We start from the raw sequence: 15,891 nt of genomic DNA, 5'->3' as shown, positions 1-15,891 counted from the left end.
TCGCAATGTCCGCGACCAAGATCCTCTGGGGACAGATCACCATCGTCTTCCTCATCATCCTCGCCACCACCTGGGGCGCGACCCAGTATGTCGCCTCGAGCCTCGGTTATCAGGCGCAACTCGGGCCGCCCTGGTTCGTGATGTTCGGCGTGCCGATCTATTATCCGCCCGCGATCTTCTGGTGGTGGTATTTCTACGAAGCCTATGCGCCGCCGATCTTCGCCAAGGGCGGGATCATCGCGGCATCGGGCGGCTTCATCGCCATTGCCGTCGCCATCGGCATGTCGGTCTGGCGGGCGCGCGAGGCGAAAAACGTCGCCACCTATGGCTCGGCGCGATGGGCCGGGAAAGGAGAGATCAAGGCGGCGGGCCTGCTCGATCCCGATGGTGTTGTTCTCGGCCGTTACGAGAAGGACTATCTACGCCATGACGGGCCGGAGCATGTCCTGTGCTTTGCCCCGACACGTTCGGGCAAAGGCGTCGGCCTCGTCGTCCCGTCGCTGCTGACCTGGCCGGGGTCGGCCATCGTCCACGACATCAAGGGTGAGAACTGGCAGCTCACCTCCGGCTTCCGCTCGCAGCACGGCCGCGTGCTGCTCTTCGACCCGACCAACCCGAAATCCTCGGCCTACAATCCGCTGCTGGAAGTGCGCCGCGGCGAGTGGGAGGTGCGCGACGTCCAGAACATCGCCGACATCCTCGTCGATCCGGAAGGCAGTCTCGACAAGCGCAACCATTGGGAAAAGACCAGCCATTCGCTGCTGGTGGGCGCCATCCTGCATGTGCTTTACGCCGAACCCGACAAGACCCTGGCAGGTGTGGCCAAATTCCTGTCCGATCCGAAGCGCCCGGTGGATTCCACGTTGCGCGCCATGATGAAGACCGCGCATCTGGGCGAAGCGGGGCCGCACCCGGTCGTTGCCAGCGCCGCGCGCGAGCTGCGCAACAAGTCCGAGAACGAGCGCAGCGGCGTGTTGTCGACGGCGATGTCGTTTCTCGGCCTGTATCGCGATCCGGTCGTGGCCGAAGTCACACGCCGCTCCGACTGGCGCATCAGCGATATTGTGGGAGGCGATCAGCCGGTCACGCTTTACCTCGTCGTGCCGCCCTCCGACATCAACCGCACCAAGCCGCTGATGCGATTGCTGCTCAATCAGATCGGCCGTCGCCTGACCGAAGACCTGCAGGCGAACGCCGGGCGGCATCGGCTCCTTCTGATGCTGGACGAGTTTCCGGCGCTGGGCAGGCTCGATTTCTTCGAGACCGCGCTGGCTTTCATGGCCGGCTACGGTCTGAAATCATTCCTGATCGCGCAGTCGCTGAACCAGATCGAGAAAGCCTACGGGCCGAACAACTCGATCCTCGACAACTGCCATGTCCGCGTCAGCTTCGCCACCAACGACGAGCGCACGGCGAAACGGGTGTCGGATGCGCTCGGCACCGCCACCGAGATGAAGGCGATGAAGAACTATGCCGGCCATCGCCTGTCGCCCTGGCTCGGGCACCTTATGGTCTCGCGCTCGGAAACCGCGCGCCAGTTGCTGACGCCGGGCGAGATCATGCAGCTTCCCCCACATGAGGAGATCGTCATGGTGGCGGGCATCCCCCCGATCCGGGCGACGAAGGCGCGCTATTACGAGGACGCCCGGTTTCGCGAGCGCGTTCTGTCACCGCCTGAATTGAAAGGTCCCGAAGAAACGCGGCCCGACGACTGGACCAAGCTTCCGATCCCGGCGCGACCGGAAGGCGCCACGGATCACGGCGACCAGAGAACCAATGACGAAGATCCGACCGAATCCGAACGCCGATTGCAGCCTGAACTCAGCCGCGTAAAGCCCGTGGAGAAGAAAAAGCCCCTCGAGAACGAATTCGAGATCGCGCCGCCCGATGAAGTTGAGGAAGAGGCCATGCAAAATCGGCGCATGATCCGCCAGGTGCAGGGCATTGCCCGGCAGGTTGCCATGGACCCGAACGACGGCATGGAGCTGTAGCGCCATGGCCAATCTCCGGAAGAAGAAAAAACTCACCGTCTATCTGGACCCCGATGTCGAAAAAGCCCTGACCGAGTTTGCCGCGCGGCGGGACCGGTCGCAGTCGATGATCGGCGAGGCGGCCATCGCCTCATTCCTGTCTCCCGACGATGCCGAACGCCGAGAGGCGATAATCGCCAAGCGCCTCGATCGACTCGATCGCCGCATGGACCGGCTTGAACGAGACGTCGGCATCGCCGTCGAAAGCCTGGCGGTCTTCATCCGCTTCTGGGTCAACACCACACCGGCCTTGCCTGAGCCGGCGGCAAAGGCCGCGAAGGCCAAATCAGCGGAGCGATACGAGGCGTTCATCACCGCGCTCGGTCGCCGCCTCGCACAGGGACCGAAGCTGCGGCAGGAGGTGTCGGAGGATGTGACGGATCAGAGAGTTGAATTTGGCCGCCTTAGTCGTTGACACGAGTTCCCGCTCCCGGTTGGCTGAGCAGTAACAAGGATCCGCCGGAAGCGGCCTTCGCGACTGTCGCGGTCTTTGGGATTTTCGCGAATTATCCTAAGGTGATGGCTGTATATTCACTCGACTTTGGAGGAACAGCCTTGAGACTTGCCATTGCCAGCCTGTTCGCCATCGGTCTCGCCGTCCCTGCCTTCGCCCAGACGGAACCGCCCGCAGATTTTGACGAAGCCGCATGGCAGGCCGAATGGGACGCGGGCGACACGGATGGCGACGGCAAGCTGAGCCGGGAAGAGGCGAAAGCCGGGAATCCGAACATGACCGATGAAGTCTGACCAGATCGACACCGATGGCGACGGTTTCATCAGCCCCGCGGAAGACAAGGCCGCGCTCTTCGAAGCACGCGGCAAAACCACAAATGAATAGGGTATGGGCGGGGGCTTTTGGCGCAACGGTGTTTGTCGCGGCAGCATCCGTGGCAGGCGCGGAGGCGCCCACGTCCGCCAGACCGGCCGGGTTGCCTGAGAACTATGTTCCTGAAATCCCCTCGCATGAGATGGAGCCGGACACCGGCCCGCTTTCGGCCGCCCTACAGGAGCGTTTCCGCGACCGTATCGCCGGTATCTTCATCGAGCGCGAGCCCGATTTCCATGTCGTCGTCAGGCTAACGGGAGACCGGGATGCGGGCACGCTTCAGTACCAATTGGGCGAAGATCGGGTGCGTGTCGAAGTCCTGACAGGCGCATCCCATACCGTCGATCAACTGGTCGCCGCGTTGGATGACCGCCAGATGATTACGCGCGTTCTTCCCGATGGCTACGGCGGATATGTCGATGAGCGCACCGGATATGTGGTTCTTACGGTTCTCCCCGGAACAGAGCTTGCCGGTGGCAGCGAAGCATCCCTTTCGGCTGCTTTGGGCGTGCCGATCCGCATCATCGAAGGGGAACCCGCTACAATCGGTCCAGCACCACAGCAGCGGGAAGAGCGGTAATCCATTGCGGCCCGGATTCCGGGCCGCGACGTGTCGCAAAAATCAGTCGCACAATTTTGACTTTCGCACGCGACATTTGCGACAGAAATTCCCCTGAAAATTCAACGTTGGCCTGACCTGCTACAAAAATCAGGGATCTTCGTGACGGCTTCTCAAAACTTATCGTTGCTTCCCGCTTCTCCTTTGATCGGCCCCCATAACAGCGCGACGAGGGCGAGATTGGCGATGGCGAGAGCTGCCAGCGCCACAAGAGTTTGATCGGTGCCCCCGACCGAAAGCAGGATCGCACCCACGGTTGGGCCGGCAGCTTGGGCGACGAGACTGGGCCGGGCAAGCCGCCCCATGATCGGCGCATAGCGGGAAGGTCCGAACAGGGCGAGCGGGAGCGCACCCTTGGCGATCGAGAAGATGCCATTGCCGGCCCCGTAGAGGATGAGCGACAGGCCGATGATGAGAAAACCTGCCGCGAGCATCGTCACCCCTGCCGCGCTCAGGACGGAGGCGGCCGCGAGTGTCCAGAAGGGATGATGCCTCCCCCCGCTCGCCATTTCGCCAATTCGGCCGGCGACTTGGGCCGGGCCTATCAGCGCGCCGAGGGCTACAGCTTCGCCCAGCGACAGCCCGCGTTGCTGCAACAGGGTCAGCAGATGCACCGATATGATGGTGACGCCCAATCCGGCCAGCACCACGATCGCCATCATGATCAGATAGGCCCGGCGCTCATGGTCGCGCAGCTTGATCGCAGGAGCTTGGTCTTTGCCACCGATCGGCCTGGGCTTGCCGTTGCTCGGAAGGACCAGCAGCACGAGCGGCAGGCAGATCGCGAGATGAATGCCGGCATAGGCCATGCAGGCCCCGCGCCATCCCAGATGCTCCAGAAACAAGGCCGAGAGCGGCCAGCAGACCGTGCTTGCGAAGCCGCCCCACAAGGTCAGTGTAGTGATGGCGGATCGCGCGGAACGGCCATAATAGCCCCCGAGCGTGGCAAATGCCGCATCATAAAGGCCGGCCCCCATGCCGATACCGAGCACGATCCATCCGGCGACGAATACCCATAGGGACGGCGCAGCCGCAAGGATGACGAGGCCGGCAGCGAACAGCAGGCAAGCCAGAGCAAGGATGGGACGCCCGCCGTGCTGGCCAATGGCGTCACCCACGCGCGGGGAAACGACGCCGGCCGCGAGCAGGCCAATGGAGAGAGCGCCGACGATCCATGAAAGCGGCCAACCCGTATCGGCCGCGATCGGGGCGGCGAGAACGGCGAGCAGGTAATAGGAGCTGCCCCATGCAAATATCTGTACGATGCCGAGCGCGGAGATGACGGGCCACCTTCTCGCGTCGGGAGACAGGCCCGTTTGAGCCGGCAGGTTTGTCGTCACCGGACGCGCTTGAGCGCCATACGCTCTTCCAGCTTTAGGGCGGTTTCCTTGCGCTCGCTGTAGCGGTCGGTGAGGTAAGGAGCGACGTCGCGGGTCAGAAGCGTGAACTTCACCAGTTCCTCCATCACATCGACCACCCGGTCGTAATAGGATGAAGGCTTCATTCGACCCGCTTCGTCGAACTCCTGATATGCCTTGGCGACCGAGGACTGGTTGGGGATGGTGATCATCCGCATCCAGCGGCCGAGGACGCGAAGTTGGTTGACGGCGTTGAAACTCTGCGAGCCGCCAGAGACTTGCATCACGGCCAATGTGCGGCCCTGGGTGGGGCGAACTGCGCCAACCGCGAGCGGTATCCAGTCGATTTGCGCCTTGAGGACTCCGCTCATGGCACCGTGACGTTCGGGGCTGGTCCAGACCTGCCCTTCGGACCATTCCGAAAGTTTCCGAAGCTCCTGCACCTTCGGATGATCAACGGGCGCACCATCAGGCAGCGGCAGGCCGTGCGGATCGAACACACGGGTTTCCGCGCCGAAGTGGTTGAGGAGCCGTTCGGCTTCGAGCGTGAGCAGCTTGCTATAGGAGCGTTCACGCAACGAGCCGTAGAGCAGGAGAATGCGCGGCGGATGAGCAGAGGGCGTCGTTCGTAGGCGTTCAGCCGATGGGCTGTCGAGCACCGCGCGGACCACATTAGGAAGGTCGGAAACCGTCATGGCTTGGCCTCGGCCGGAACGGCAACGGGCGTCCCTTTCTCGGGAAACCACTTCGCGCCGAGCCTGAGCGCGACATGAACGAGCAGGATCAGTGCGGGCACTTCCACGAGCGGGCCGATGACGGCGGCGAAGGCCACCGGCGATGCGAGACCGAATGCCGCGATGGCGACCGCGATGGCCAACTCGAAATTATTGCCGGCAGCGGTGAAGGCGATGGCCGTGGTGCGCGGATAATCCGCCTCGATCAGCCGGCCCATCGCGAAGCTGATGAGGAACTGGATGACGAAATAAAGCGCCAGGGGAATGGCTATGCGCAGGACATCGAGAGGCAGCGACACCACGTCCGCGCCCTTGAGGCTGAACATGGCGACAATGGTGAACAGCAGCGCGGCTAGCGTTATGGGGCTGATGCGCGGCAGAAATTCGTGCTCATACCAGCCCGCGCCTTTGCGAGCGATGAGGATGCGGCGCGTCAGGAACCCGGCGAGGAAGGGAATGCCGAGATAGATCAGCACCGCTTCGGTAATGGTCCAGAAGCTCACGTCTATGACGCTGCCCTCAAGGCCGAAGAGGGGTGGCAAGACGGAAAGGAAAAACCACGCATAGGTGGAGAAGAACAGAATCTGGAATATCGAGTTGAAGGCAACCAGACCGGCGACATATTGATTGTCGCCGCGCGCGAGTTGGTTCCAGACCAGCACCATAGCGATGCAGCGGGCGAGTCCGATCAGGATCAGTCCTGTCATGTATTCCGGGTGGTCGCGCAGGAAGATCACGGCCAGCGCGAACATCAGCGTCGGGCCGATGATCCAGTTTTGTACCAGCGAAAGGATCAGCACTCGCTTGTCGGAAAAGACCCGGTGCAGTTCTTCGTAGCGCACCTTGGCGAGCGGCGGATACATCATCAGGATCAGGCCGATGGCGATCGGTATGTTGGTGGTGCCGACCGACATGGCGTTGAGAGCTTCCGGCAAGCCGGTGAATATCGTGCCCAGCACGACGCCGAGTGCCATCGCGGCGAAAATCCACACCGTCAGATAGCGGTCGAGGAAACCAAGGCGGGAAGCTGGCTTGAGGGAAGCCATCAGTATTCTCCAATCGCAGGCTGAAAGTCAGGCGGAAGCAACGCGCCGTCCATGTTCGTCAATGATCCGCTCGCCATCCTCTTTGACGAACTCGCCCCGTTGTGGGGGCAGCAGATCAAGAACGGCTTCGGACGGTCGGCAGAGCTTGACCCCTTGGGGGGTGACGACGAGGGGGCGATTGATGAGGATCGGGTGCGCCATCATGGCGTCGAGCAATGCGTCATCGCTCAATTCTGGATCGCCAAGGCCGAGGTCGGCATAGGGCGTTCCTTTCTCCCGCAAGATCGAGCGGGCCGTCAGGCTGGCGCGCTCGATGAGTTGCGCGAGCAGCGCCCGTGAGGGCGGGGTTTTCAGATATTCGATGATATGCGGCTCGACGCCGGAATTGCGGATCAGGCCGAGCGTATTGCGCGAGGTGCCGCAATCGGGATTGTGGTAGACAATGACATCCATGGATTGCCTCACGCCGCGCCAGAGCGGGGCGAGGCTGCCCCTTCGGATTGACCGATTTCGTTGAGCTTCATATTGAGCGACGATTTATCGAGGCTGGCGACGGGCAAGGCCACGAAGACCGAAATCCGGGTTTTCATGTAGCGAAACGCCGTGACAAAAGCCGCCATGCGCTGAATCTCGGTGCCCTCGACGGTGGCGGGGTCTTCGATACCCCAATGCGCGGTCATCGGCTGGCCCGGCCAGACCGGACAGGCTTCGCCGGCCGCGTTGTCGCAGACGGTGAACACGAAATCCATCACCGGCGCGTCGGGGCCGGAGAATTCTTCCCATCCTTTCGATCGGAAGCCTTCAGCCGGGTAGTCGTAGCTTTCGAGTACCTTCAGGGCGAGCGGGTTCACTTCGCCTTTGGGCTGGCTTCCAGCCGAATAGGCCCGGAAGCGACCCGCACCATCCTTGTTCAAGATGCTTTCGGCAAGGATCGAGCGGGCGGAATTTCCGGTGCAAAGAAACAGCACGTTGAAGATTCTATCGGAGTGATTGGCCATAGGCTCAGGCATGGGTGACGCCTTTCGTCGGTTTGCAGCAGGACAGCGCGGCGACTGCCGGGTTGCACACGTCCGGGTGGCCTTGGCAGCAATCGCGCATGAGAAATTCGAGCAGGCCGGACAGCGCCGGATAGGAGGCGCTGTAGATGATCGAGCGCCCGTCGCGCCGCGACTCGATGAGGTCGGCTTGTTCAAGGTGGCTCAGGTGGAAGGACATGCGCGACGACGATGCGCCGTCCATCGCTTCCCCGATCGCGCCGGCCGGCATCCCTTCCGGGCCGGCCGTCACCAGCAGGCGCACGATGCGCAGCCGGGTTTCCTGCGAGAGCGCCGCGAAGGCAGAGAGGGCTTGCTTTTCGTTCATGTATGCCTCAACATCTCAAGAGTAGTTGAATCATGGATACACGGACATGAACGCTTACGCCAGCCCCTTAATCACAGAATTTCCTGATGTTGCCTCGCTCGGGGCGATCCTCGATATTTTGGAGGGCCATGCCGACAAGGTTCTTGTGCTCGCCTATGGCGACGGGCAGCAGGTGCAGGCCGGCTATCACATCACGGAGGTCAAGGCCGGTTCCTTCGTCACGCTCGATTGCGGCGGCAATCCCGATGCGTGGCGGGAGACGGTCTTGCAGGTCGAGGATATTCCCCCGACCGAAGGCAGCATGCCGATGACCGTCGCCAAGTTCCGGTCAATCTTGGGAAAGGTCGGCAGCAGGGTCCAGCTTGACACGGACGCGCGGTTGACATGGGAGGTGAGCCGGCCCGGTGAGCCGATGCAGGTCTATGACGGGGCCGGAATCGAGATCGAGAAAGACCGGACGATTGTGCGTCTCAGCCCGCGCCCCGCAATCTGCAAGCCGAGGCATCGCGCGCAGCAGACGAGAGCGTCTGCCTGCTGCGGCTAAGCCCGCCCGAGCCATTGCCATGTCGCACTACTTCTAAAGCCCGCTACGTTGCAGGTTCCGGGAATTTTGCGGCGATAGTTTCGGATAGCTGGCGAGGACTTCTGTTCATGCAGCCTTTGTTTTGCCTCGTGCCAGAACGCTCTCCACCAGCAAAAGCCCGACCCCACAGACAATCGCCACGTCGGCAAGGTTGAAGGCGGGCCAATGATAGCTGCCAATGTAAAAATCCAGGAAATCCGCCACCGCACCCTGCCGCAGCCGGTCGAGCAGATTGCCGAGCGCCCCCCCAACCACGAGCCCGAGGGCGGATGCCGTCAGGCGGCTGTCGCTTCGATGGATCCAGACAAGGAGGCCAGCGACTATAGCGAGCGTGAACGCCATCAGGAGCCAAGCCGGCGCCTGGCCGAACAATCCGAAGCTCACGCCGGTATTGAAGCCGAGCACGAGATTAAAGAAGCCGGTGACGGGGATGACCTGAGGCGGGTTCATAACATGGTTCAGGACCCACCACTTCGTCGCCTGATCAAGGAAAAATCCGCCAAGGGCGATGGGAAGGCCGAGCCTGAGCATGTCCAAATGTCCTTTAAACTCCGGCTTAGCCGATCCGGCCGAGGGCCGGGAAAGTCTGGAGCAGCCATATCGCAAAGCTGGTTAGATGGCCGGTGATCATGGCGATGCCCATCACCACCATCACCCCACCAGCGACGATTTTGAGCACCCGGCCAGTACGGCGCATCGACATCATCCGCGCCATGAACCCGCGCATGAACAAAGCGGCCAAGATGAAAGGGAGGCCAAGGCCGAGCGAGTAGACGGCGAGCAGCGTCGTTCCGCTTGCGACCGTGGCGTTGGCGGCGGACAGGGTCAGAATCGCGCCCAGCACTGGTCCGATGCAGGGAGTCCAGCCGAACGCGAAAGCGAGACCGAGGAGATAAGCCGCGCCGGCGCTTCCGCTGCCCGGATTGGCATGGAACCGCGCTTCACGATTGAGCCAGGGCATTGGTACGAGGCCTGTCGTGAACAGACCGAAGAGGACGACGATTACGCCTCCGATCAGGTTCGCTTCGAAAAGATACATGCGCAGGAGCCGGCTCAACACGGTTGCGCTGGCCCCAAGGAGGACGAACACGGTCGTAAAGCCGAGCACGAAGCAGAGGCTGAGGCCGAGAGTTCGGCTTGCCGCCTTGAATTCGGCATCGGCCGCAGTGCCATCCGGGCTAATCGTGCGGCCTGCGACGTAGGAGATATAGCCCGGCACCAGCGGAAGGACGCAGGGCGACAGGAAGGATACGACACCTGCGGCGAAAGCCGTCGCTATTCCGATACTGGAGAACTCCATCAGCCAATCTCGCCCGCCAGGCGGCGGAGCTTCTGCAATCGAATCTCACGCGGCTCGTGCATGTCGAGCGTGCCGACGAATTGGCTCTCGGCATCCATCAGGTAAACGCCGGCGGTATGATCCATTGTGTATTCGCCCCCTTCCAGAGGCACTTTTCGCGCATAGGCCGCAAAGGCCTTCACCACAGCGTCCGTTTCCTGTCGATTTCCCCGCAGTGCGAGGATGCGGTTATCAAAGGCTGTCATGTACTGAGCCAGCAATTCTTGTGTGTCCCGTTCGGGATCGACGGTGAAGAACAGGACGTTGAACTGGTCGGCCACCGGCCCGAGCTCGTTCATGAGATCGCTCAGTTCATAGAGCGTCGTCGGGCACACATCGGGACAATGGGTGAAGCCGAAGAAGGCGAGATAAGGCTTTCCGGCCAGCGCAGCATTGTCGATCGTTTCGCCTCGATGGGATGTGAGCTGGAACGGGCCGCCGATGGCTGCCGTGCCTGTCGAGGACGCGACCGCCACGGTTTGCTGTTGCCAAGGCTTGGATACGGACAGGCCGATGAAAAGCCCGCCGACAGCGGCGACGGCAACCCATGCAACAAGGCGGAAAAGTTTGACGCCGCTCATTGGACAGCCTCTCCGTGTCCGTCATGTTCGTTCGCAGATTCCGGACGAGCGCCCATGTTCTGCACAACGAACTCAACGTCGATCGCACCGGCCTGCTCGAACACAAGAGTCGCGGCAAACCGCTCCCCATCCTTCAAAGGGCGCGATGGCTTCAAGAACATGATGTGCATACCGCCAGGTTGAAGCTCGACGGTCTCGCCAGCTCCAATTTCGATGCCATTTTGCACAGGCCTCATGCTGGCAACCCCATCGCTCACGGTCGACTCATGGATTTCCACCCGGTCTGACAGAGGTGATGAGATTGAAACCAGGCGATCGGCCATATCGCCATCGTTTGTCAGCGTCAGATAGCCGCCGGCTACCGGCGTGACCGGCGGAGTCGCGCGTGACCACGGGTGATTGATGGTGATCGAACCAGCTTGGAAGTCGTGACCCACAGCAGGAGAGATCGACACTGCAAGGGCAAGGAAGGCGGCGGATAGGGCTCGCAAACTAGTCATGTTCCTTTTCTCCTTTTCCAGCTTCGCCGGCCTTCTCAAGGATTTCGAAGCCGCTTCTGACAACGACTACAACCACACCCAAGCCAATGATCAGATCCGGATAAGGCGAATTGAAAAGAATTACTGCAAGACCAGAAACAGCGATCGCCGAGTTCACGAGCATATCGTTTGTCGTGAATATCCATGAGGCTTGCAGATGCACGCCACTTTCCCGATGTGATTTCAGGAACCACATGCAGATCATATTCGTAAGCGCGCTCGCGATTGCCACGGCGATCATGACCGGCCCGATCGGATCGGAGCCAGTGAAGAAGCGTCGGCCAACCTCAAACAGAAGCAAACCGGCGAATACTATCAGGAGCATACCCGACAGCCGCGCAACGCGAACCTTCGCCGCCAAACCGCGACCTACGACGAAAAGGCTGATGGCGTAGACACCGGCATCGCCAAGATTATCGAGTGCAGAGCCCATCAATCCTGTTGACTGAGCCCACCAACCTAATCCTCCCACAATGGCTGCCTGGGCAGTATTAATCGCAAGTACCCATGCGAGCGCCCATTGTTCGCTCTTCTCGGATGAATTGGCACTGCCCTGGGACTGATTACTCATAAATTATACCTCGGCTTTCTTGGCGAGAAGTGGAAGCCGCGACCTGCATGTGCGCACTGTTCAAGCTCATTTGTCGCGGGTGCCGCGCCAGGTCAGCAGGCGCAGCGCATTGGCCGTAACGAGGACAGTAGCGCCCGTATCGGCGAGGATGGCCATCCAGAGCGTGGTAATGCCGAATAGAGTCGTCACGAGGAAGACAGCCTTCAGACCAAGCGCTATTGCGATGTTCTGCCAGATATTGCCGAGCGTCGCCTGCGACAATCCGATGAGATCAGCGATACCCGTCACCCGGTTTCTGAGCAGCGCGGCATCAGCGGTTTCCAGCGCGACGTCGGTGCCCGCACCCATGGCAACGCCAACGGAGGCAGCAGCGAGCGCCGGAGCGTCGTTGATACCGTCTCCCACCATGGCAATCGGTCCATCAGCCCTGAGGCGGCCGATCTCGGCGAGCTTGGCGTCGGGCAGAAGTTCGGCGCTCGCCTCAAGGCCGAGATGAGCCGCAATGGCGTCGGCCGTGCGCTTGTTGTCGCCGGTCAGCATCAGAGGGCGCACGCCGCGATCTGTCAGCCGCTTCACACCTTCGATAGCGTCGTCGCGCGGCTCGTCGCGCAAGGCGATCAATCCCTCGATGGTCTTGCCCTTGATGAGCACGACGACCGTCTTGCCCTGGCTCTCCAGCCCGGTGATCGTGTCAACGATGCTCTCTTCGAGGCCCGTTTGTTCGGCGGCGTGACGGGGAGACCCGACCGAAGCGAAGCCGTCCTTCAACCGCGCTGTGACCGCTTTGCCGGGTGTGGCAACGCCGCCCCCGAAGGTGGCGGGCAGTTCGAGCCCCCGCACCTTTGCCGCCTCCACGATTGCAATCCCGAGAGGATGGCTGGTGCTGCGCTCGACGGCCGCCGCGATGGCAAGGACGGAGTTCTCATCACCATTGATCGGCACAATGTCCGTCACCTGGGGGTGGCCACGCGTCAGCGTTCCCGTCTTGTCGAAGGCAACGGTTACGACCTTGCCAAGTGTTTCCAGCGTCGCGCCGCCCTTGATCAACAGTCCCTGACGCGCACCGGCGGCAAGACCCGAAGCAATAGCCGCCGGTGTGGAAATCACGAGCGCGCAGGGACAAGCAATCAGCAACGTCGCGAGACCCCGATACACCCATGTCATCCAGTCACCGCCGAAGGCGAGCGGCGGCACGACAACGATCAGAGCCGCGACGACCATCGCGCCCGGCGTGTACCAGCGGCTGAAACGGTCGATCATACGCGCCGTCGCGGCCTTTGATTCCTGGGCTTCCTCGACCATGTGGATGATACGGGCGATGGTGTTGTCGGCCGCGACATGGCTGATCGACACCCGCAACTCGCCATTTGCATTGATGCTGCCGGCATAGACGTTTGCGCCGGCTTCTTTCAGCACGGGCACGGATTCGCCTGTCACCGGGGCCTCATCGACCTCAGAAACGCCGTCAATCACCGTGCCGTCAGACGGCACACGGTCACCAGGCCGAACAACGACAACATCACCGACGGCCAGATCTTCTGCGGCGACCTTCTCAACAACACCATCACGCTCGCGGAACGCGGCCCGAGGCACGAGATCGATCAGTGCTTCAATGCCAGCGCGCGCACGGCCGGCCGCCACGGTTTCAAGCAATTCGCCCACTGCGAACAGAAAGATCACGACAGCAGCTTCTTCGGCCTCGCCGATGGCGACCGCGCCGAGTGCCGCGACCGTCATCAGCGTCTCGATGGTGAAGGGGGAGCCGGACATCGCGCCGGCGACCGCCCGCCTCGCGAACGGGATGATGCTGATCAATGCAGCGCCCGAGTATAGCCATTGCTCCGATTCGGGCAGGACACGCGCGAGGGCGAAGGCAAGGATGAACAACGCGCCGGTAAGGAGCACAAGCCGACCCTTGCTGCCTTTCCACCACGCCTCCGTGCTGCGTTTCCGAGGTGGGCTCGCCTTTGCCTCGGTCTGCTCGATCACTGGTGTGTAGCCGAGCGCTCGGATCTTTTGCTCAATGGTGCCGAGAGCCGTACGGTCCTCATCCAGTTGCAATGCGAGCGTCTCGTTGGCGTAGCTGACATGAATGTCGCTAACGCCCGGCAGGCGTTGCATCACCGTTTCAATTTTCAACGCGCAGGAGGCGCAGTCCATGCCTTCTACACGCAGTCTGTAAGGGCTCGCTGCCGCCATGATGTCACCTCGACTTTCCCGATGTGACATTGTAGATAGACCCTGTAGTAACTATAGGGTCAAGAGATGAACGACAGAATTCTGATGATCGGCCAATTGGCTAGACGAACGGGGACCAAGGTCGAGACGATCCGGTTCTACGAGAAGAACGGTCTCCTGCCCGCACCCTCGCGTACCGATGGCAACTACCGTGCATATGAGCCGGGCCACCTCAACCGCCTCAGCTTCATCAGGCGTGCGCGCGAGCTTGGTTTCTCGCTCGATCAGATCAGGGAGTTTCTCAAGCTGGCCGACGATCGTTCGCAGTCCTGCGCGGCGATTGATGCGATTGCAAAGGAGCACCGGAAGGAAGTCGAGCGAAAAATCGAAGACCTAACTGCGCTCAAGTCGGAACTGGACAGGATGATAGACCAGTGTGGATGCGGGCTGGTCGCAGATTGTAGGATAATAGAGAGCCTGTCTCCGCTGCCAGCCAGAACCTAATGACTGCTCACCGCAGCGCCGGGCCTCTCGATGCCAAAATCTTTGCGGCGATCGGTGACGTAATCATCTGGATCACAGCGAAGAAGGCGGCAGGCACGGCGATTTCCGAGGGCAACCCGGACGCCGCTACGAACGCCGCCGCAATGGAGAACTCCTTTTTGCTCACCGTGAACAGGTAGGCGATCAGCTCTTGCCGGTCGGCCACAAAGACTTTTGCGATGGACCCGACCGCATAGCCGATCAGGTTCAGCGTGAGCGCGGCCAGCGCGATTAGGAGGGCGAACCAGCCATAGCCGAGGATTGTTTCGGCGTTTGGACCCACGACCGCCAGAAGCAGGAGCAGGTAGAGCACCGAACCAAGAGCGGGATAGAGGCCATCGTGTCGGCCGACCGCTTCCGGGTATCGCGTGCGTAGGTAGACCCCGATCACGGTCGGCAGCACCACGATCAGCACTAATTCCATGATGATCGCCCCGATGGGAACTTGCAGCTCGATTCCGGTGAGAAGCAGGAACAGGATCGGCACGATGAAGGGCGAAAGCACTGTGTTAACCGCATTGAGGACCGCCGCGAGGGCGACATTGCCGCGTGCGAGCAGGACCAGCAACGGAGCGGAAACGTCAGTCGGCAGAGTGCCGACAAGGGTTTGACCGGCGGCCAGCGGCCCAGAGCCGAAGAACAGCCGCCCGGTGAGCCATCCGGCGAGCGACATGGGACCATAGACGAGGCCAAGCGCCCAAAGCTGCCGGCTCGGCTTCCGGAAAACCAGCTTCACGGCGTGAGCGTCGAATGTCAGGCTGATGACCAGCATCAGCAATGCCAGAAGCGGGCTTATGCCGCTTTCAAGGACCATGCCGAGCGAAGGGACGAGCAGGCCAAGCGCGGCCGTTACAACGGCCAGCAGCAGGAGATTGTTTTCAACAAAGGCGAGGGCTTTCTGCATCGGCAGTCCTATTCGCAGCGGATCGTACCGGTTGGGCGGCCCTCGCATTTCGCGAACAGGGCAATCGCTTGATCGCAATATTTGCAGTGACCTTGGCAGCAGTCGTGCATGAGGAAGGCGACGAGATCGGAGAGCGCCGGCCAGTTGGCGCTGTAGATGATCGACTTGCCATCTCGCCGCCCCTGCACGAGTCCGGCACGCTCCAGTTCCTTGAGATGGAAGGAGACGCGCGACGGCGGCGCATCATCGAGCGCGCCGGCGATGGCACCAGCGGCCATGCCGTCAGCCCCCGCGACGACCAACATGCGGATTATCCGCAAGCGGTCCTTGTGAGAGAGCGCGGCGAAGCCCGCGAGCGCGTCGTTTTCGTCCATATCATTTCAACGTTTCATGTTTTGTTGAAATTATTGCTTATAGATGGAGCGCGCGCGCCTCAATCTCGCGCAATTCCTGAAACCCGCAATAGATCGGCTGCACCCGGAAAGTCGCGGCTATTCGTTTCACAAGACTTTATCGCAAGTGCTAAGCCACTTGCGACATGATTTCCGAGAGCGGACCACCTGGGGCGAACGTCGGCTCGGTCCCGGCGAGGCGGCCTGACGCCACGGGCCGGTCGAATCAGTCGAGAGCATGCCGGTGTGCCTGCAGATCATCCGACTGGTCAGGCACACCGCCGTT

General features: G+C 61.4%; 20 protein-coding genes. 6 read left to right on the top strand and 14 right to left on the bottom strand.

What is annotated here, in order from left to right:
- Nucleotides 1–5 precede the first annotated feature (5 nt).
- From KWJ32_RS22665 to KWJ32_RS22650, 4 genes are all read left to right on the top strand, one after another.
- Nucleotides 6–1,991 carry a conjugal transfer protein TraG gene (locus tag KWJ32_RS22665; protein ID WP_012092636.1) on the top strand — a complete coding sequence of 662 codons (1,986 nt, stop codon included), beginning with the start codon at nt 6–8 and terminating at the stop codon, nt 1,989–1,991.
- 4 nt (nt 1,992–1,995) lie between these two features.
- The gene (locus KWJ32_RS22660) at nt 1,996–2,445 is read left to right on the top strand and encodes a CopG family transcriptional regulator (RefSeq protein ID WP_012092637.1); all 450 of its coding nucleotides are present in this window, start codon (nt 1,996–1,998) and stop codon (nt 2,443–2,445) included.
- Nucleotides 2,446–2,585: 140 nt separating this feature from the next.
- On the top strand, nt 2,586–2,777 hold the full coding sequence (locus KWJ32_RS22655; protein ID WP_151609591.1) for a hypothetical protein: 192 nt from the start codon (nt 2,586–2,588) through the stop codon (nt 2,775–2,777).
- An 83-nt stretch (nt 2,778–2,860) separates the two neighbouring features.
- Complete coding sequence (locus KWJ32_RS22650; protein WP_028034399.1) at nt 2,861–3,436, top strand: hypothetical protein; 576 nt, start codon at nt 2,861–2,863, stop codon at nt 3,434–3,436.
- A gap of 152 nt (nt 3,437–3,588) precedes the next feature.
- On the opposite strand, the gene KWJ32_RS22645 is transcribed toward KWJ32_RS22650, so the two are convergent.
- The 6 genes from KWJ32_RS22645 to KWJ32_RS22620 are packed head-to-tail and all read right to left on the bottom strand — an operon-like array spanning nt 3,589 to nt 7,975.
- Nucleotides 3,589–4,815 carry an MFS transporter gene (locus KWJ32_RS22645; RefSeq protein ID WP_012092639.1) on the bottom strand — a complete coding sequence of 409 codons (1,227 nt, stop codon included), beginning with the start codon at nt 4,813–4,815 and terminating at the stop codon, nt 3,589–3,591.
- Nucleotides 4,812–5,528, bottom strand: a complete 717-nt coding sequence (gene arsH / locus KWJ32_RS22640; RefSeq protein WP_151609589.1) for an arsenical resistance protein ArsH — start codon at nt 5,526–5,528, stop codon at nt 4,812–4,814. Before arsH ends, KWJ32_RS22645 begins: the two co-directional genes overlap by 4 nt.
- The gene (gene arsB, locus KWJ32_RS22635) at nt 5,525–6,613 is read right to left on the bottom strand and encodes an ACR3 family arsenite efflux transporter (RefSeq protein ID WP_012092641.1); all 1,089 of its coding nucleotides are present in this window, start codon (nt 6,611–6,613) and stop codon (nt 5,525–5,527) included. Before arsB ends, arsH begins: the two co-directional genes overlap by 4 nt.
- Nucleotides 6,614–6,640: 27 nt before the next feature.
- Nucleotides 6,641–7,066, bottom strand: coding sequence for an arsenate reductase (glutaredoxin) (gene arsC / locus KWJ32_RS22630; RefSeq protein WP_012092642.1), 426 nt, complete (start codon nt 7,064–7,066; stop codon nt 6,641–6,643).
- Between the two features lie 8 nt (nt 7,067–7,074).
- Nucleotides 7,075–7,623: an arsenate reductase ArsC gene (locus tag KWJ32_RS22625; protein WP_012092643.1), complete on the bottom strand. Its 549-nt coding sequence runs from the start codon at nt 7,621–7,623 to the stop codon at nt 7,075–7,077.
- Nucleotides 7,616–7,975 (bottom strand): metalloregulator ArsR/SmtB family transcription factor, encoded by a 360-nt coding sequence (locus KWJ32_RS22620; protein WP_012092644.1) that lies wholly within the window; start codon nt 7,973–7,975, stop codon nt 7,616–7,618. The genes KWJ32_RS22625 and KWJ32_RS22620 overlap by 8 nt, the downstream gene beginning before the upstream one ends.
- A gap of 46 nt (nt 7,976–8,021) precedes the next feature.
- Between KWJ32_RS22620 and KWJ32_RS22615 the strand changes: the two genes are divergently transcribed.
- On the top strand, nt 8,022–8,519 hold the full coding sequence (locus KWJ32_RS22615) for a DUF6428 family protein (RefSeq protein ID WP_012092645.1): 498 nt from the start codon (nt 8,022–8,024) through the stop codon (nt 8,517–8,519).
- Nucleotides 8,520–8,624: 105 nt separating this feature from the next.
- Here KWJ32_RS22615 and lspA read toward each other — a convergent pair whose 3' ends face one another.
- The 6 genes from lspA to KWJ32_RS22585 form a co-directional block, all read right to left on the bottom strand.
- The gene (gene lspA, locus KWJ32_RS22610; RefSeq protein ID WP_012092646.1) at nt 8,625–9,089 is read right to left on the bottom strand and encodes a signal peptidase II; all 465 of its coding nucleotides are present in this window, start codon (nt 9,087–9,089) and stop codon (nt 8,625–8,627) included.
- 25 nt (nt 9,090–9,114) lie between these two features.
- Nucleotides 9,115–9,858, bottom strand: coding sequence for a cytochrome c biogenesis protein CcdA (locus KWJ32_RS22605; RefSeq protein WP_012092647.1), 744 nt, complete (start codon nt 9,856–9,858; stop codon nt 9,115–9,117).
- The gene (locus KWJ32_RS22600) at nt 9,858–10,478 is read right to left on the bottom strand and encodes an SCO family protein (RefSeq protein WP_012092648.1); all 621 of its coding nucleotides are present in this window, start codon (nt 10,476–10,478) and stop codon (nt 9,858–9,860) included. The genes KWJ32_RS22605 and KWJ32_RS22600 overlap by 1 nt, the downstream gene beginning before the upstream one ends.
- Nucleotides 10,475–10,978: a copper chaperone PCu(A)C gene (locus tag KWJ32_RS22595; RefSeq protein ID WP_028034400.1), complete on the bottom strand. Its 504-nt coding sequence runs from the start codon at nt 10,976–10,978 to the stop codon at nt 10,475–10,477. The genes KWJ32_RS22600 and KWJ32_RS22595 overlap by 4 nt, the downstream gene beginning before the upstream one ends.
- The gene (locus KWJ32_RS22590) at nt 10,971–11,588 is read right to left on the bottom strand and encodes a cation transporter (protein WP_012092650.1); all 618 of its coding nucleotides are present in this window, start codon (nt 11,586–11,588) and stop codon (nt 10,971–10,973) included. The genes KWJ32_RS22595 and KWJ32_RS22590 overlap by 8 nt, the downstream gene beginning before the upstream one ends.
- Before the next feature lie 66 nt (nt 11,589–11,654).
- Nucleotides 11,655–13,787 (bottom strand): heavy metal translocating P-type ATPase, encoded by a 2,133-nt coding sequence (locus tag KWJ32_RS22585; protein WP_151609587.1) that lies wholly within the window; start codon nt 13,785–13,787, stop codon nt 11,655–11,657.
- Nucleotides 13,788–13,853: 66 nt separating this feature from the next.
- Here KWJ32_RS22585 and KWJ32_RS22580 point away from each other — a divergent pair, with 66 nt between their 5' ends.
- Nucleotides 13,854–14,270: a helix-turn-helix domain-containing protein gene (locus KWJ32_RS22580; protein WP_012092652.1), complete on the top strand. Its 417-nt coding sequence runs from the start codon at nt 13,854–13,856 to the stop codon at nt 14,268–14,270.
- Nucleotides 14,271–14,277: 7 nt separating this feature from the next.
- On the opposite strand, the gene KWJ32_RS22575 is transcribed toward KWJ32_RS22580, so the two are convergent.
- Nucleotides 14,278–15,213, bottom strand: a complete 936-nt coding sequence (locus KWJ32_RS22575; protein WP_151609585.1) for a bile acid:sodium symporter — start codon at nt 15,211–15,213, stop codon at nt 14,278–14,280.
- 8 nt (nt 15,214–15,221) lie between these two features.
- Nucleotides 15,222–15,587: a metalloregulator ArsR/SmtB family transcription factor gene (locus KWJ32_RS22570; RefSeq protein ID WP_012092654.1), complete on the bottom strand. Its 366-nt coding sequence runs from the start codon at nt 15,585–15,587 to the stop codon at nt 15,222–15,224.
- Nucleotides 15,588–15,891: the final 304 nt, after the last annotated feature.

This window comes from Ochrobactrum sp. BTU2 (assembly GCF_024539785.1).
Lineage (GTDB): Bacteria > Pseudomonadota > Alphaproteobacteria > Rhizobiales > Rhizobiaceae > Brucella > Brucella anthropi.
This window is presented reverse-complemented; position numbering and strand designations above follow the sequence as displayed.

Bases quoted from the DNA above. Each gene is read 5' to 3' on its own strand.
- KWJ32_RS22585 (WP_151609587.1), bottom strand. From the start codon at position 13,787: ATGGCGGCAGCGAGCCCTTACAGACTGCGTGTAGAAGGCATGGACTGC.
- arsB (WP_012092641.1), bottom strand. From the start codon at position 6,613: ATGGCTTCCCTCAAGCCAGCTTCCCGCCTTGGTTTCCTCGACCGCTAT.
- KWJ32_RS22570 (WP_012092654.1), bottom strand. From the start codon at position 15,587: ATGGACGAAAACGACGCGCTCGCGGGCTTCGCCGCGCTCTCTCACAAG.
- KWJ32_RS22605 (WP_012092647.1), bottom strand. From the start codon at position 9,858: ATGGAGTTCTCCAGTATCGGAATAGCGACGGCTTTCGCCGCAGGTGTC.
- KWJ32_RS22660 (WP_012092637.1), top strand. From the start codon at position 1,996: ATGGCCAATCTCCGGAAGAAGAAAAAACTCACCGTCTATCTGGACCCC.
- KWJ32_RS22615 (WP_012092645.1), top strand. From the start codon at position 8,022: ATGAACGCTTACGCCAGCCCCTTAATCACAGAATTTCCTGATGTTGCC.
- KWJ32_RS22580 (WP_012092652.1), top strand. From the start codon at position 13,854: ATGAACGACAGAATTCTGATGATCGGCCAATTGGCTAGACGAACGGGG.
- KWJ32_RS22650 (WP_028034399.1), top strand. From the start codon at position 2,861: ATGAATAGGGTATGGGCGGGGGCTTTTGGCGCAACGGTGTTTGTCGCG.
- KWJ32_RS22625 (WP_012092643.1), bottom strand. From the start codon at position 7,623: ATGCCTGAGCCTATGGCCAATCACTCCGATAGAATCTTCAACGTGCTG.
- KWJ32_RS22595 (WP_028034400.1), bottom strand. From the start codon at position 10,978: ATGACTAGTTTGCGAGCCCTATCCGCCGCCTTCCTTGCCCTTGCAGTG.
- KWJ32_RS22575 (WP_151609585.1), bottom strand. From the start codon at position 15,213: ATGCAGAAAGCCCTCGCCTTTGTTGAAAACAATCTCCTGCTGCTGGCC.
- KWJ32_RS22600 (WP_012092648.1), bottom strand. From the start codon at position 10,478: ATGAGCGGCGTCAAACTTTTCCGCCTTGTTGCATGGGTTGCCGTCGCC.
- KWJ32_RS22665 (WP_012092636.1), top strand. From the start codon at position 6: ATGTCCGCGACCAAGATCCTCTGGGGACAGATCACCATCGTCTTCCTC.
- arsH (WP_151609589.1), bottom strand. From the start codon at position 5,528: ATGACGGTTTCCGACCTTCCTAATGTGGTCCGCGCGGTGCTCGACAGC.
- lspA (WP_012092646.1), bottom strand. From the start codon at position 9,089: ATGCTCAGGCTCGGCCTTCCCATCGCCCTTGGCGGATTTTTCCTTGAT.
- KWJ32_RS22590 (WP_012092650.1), bottom strand. From the start codon at position 11,588: ATGAGTAATCAGTCCCAGGGCAGTGCCAATTCATCCGAGAAGAGCGAA.
- KWJ32_RS22620 (WP_012092644.1), bottom strand. From the start codon at position 7,975: ATGAACGAAAAGCAAGCCCTCTCTGCCTTCGCGGCGCTCTCGCAGGAA.
- arsC (WP_012092642.1), bottom strand. From the start codon at position 7,066: ATGGATGTCATTGTCTACCACAATCCCGATTGCGGCACCTCGCGCAAT.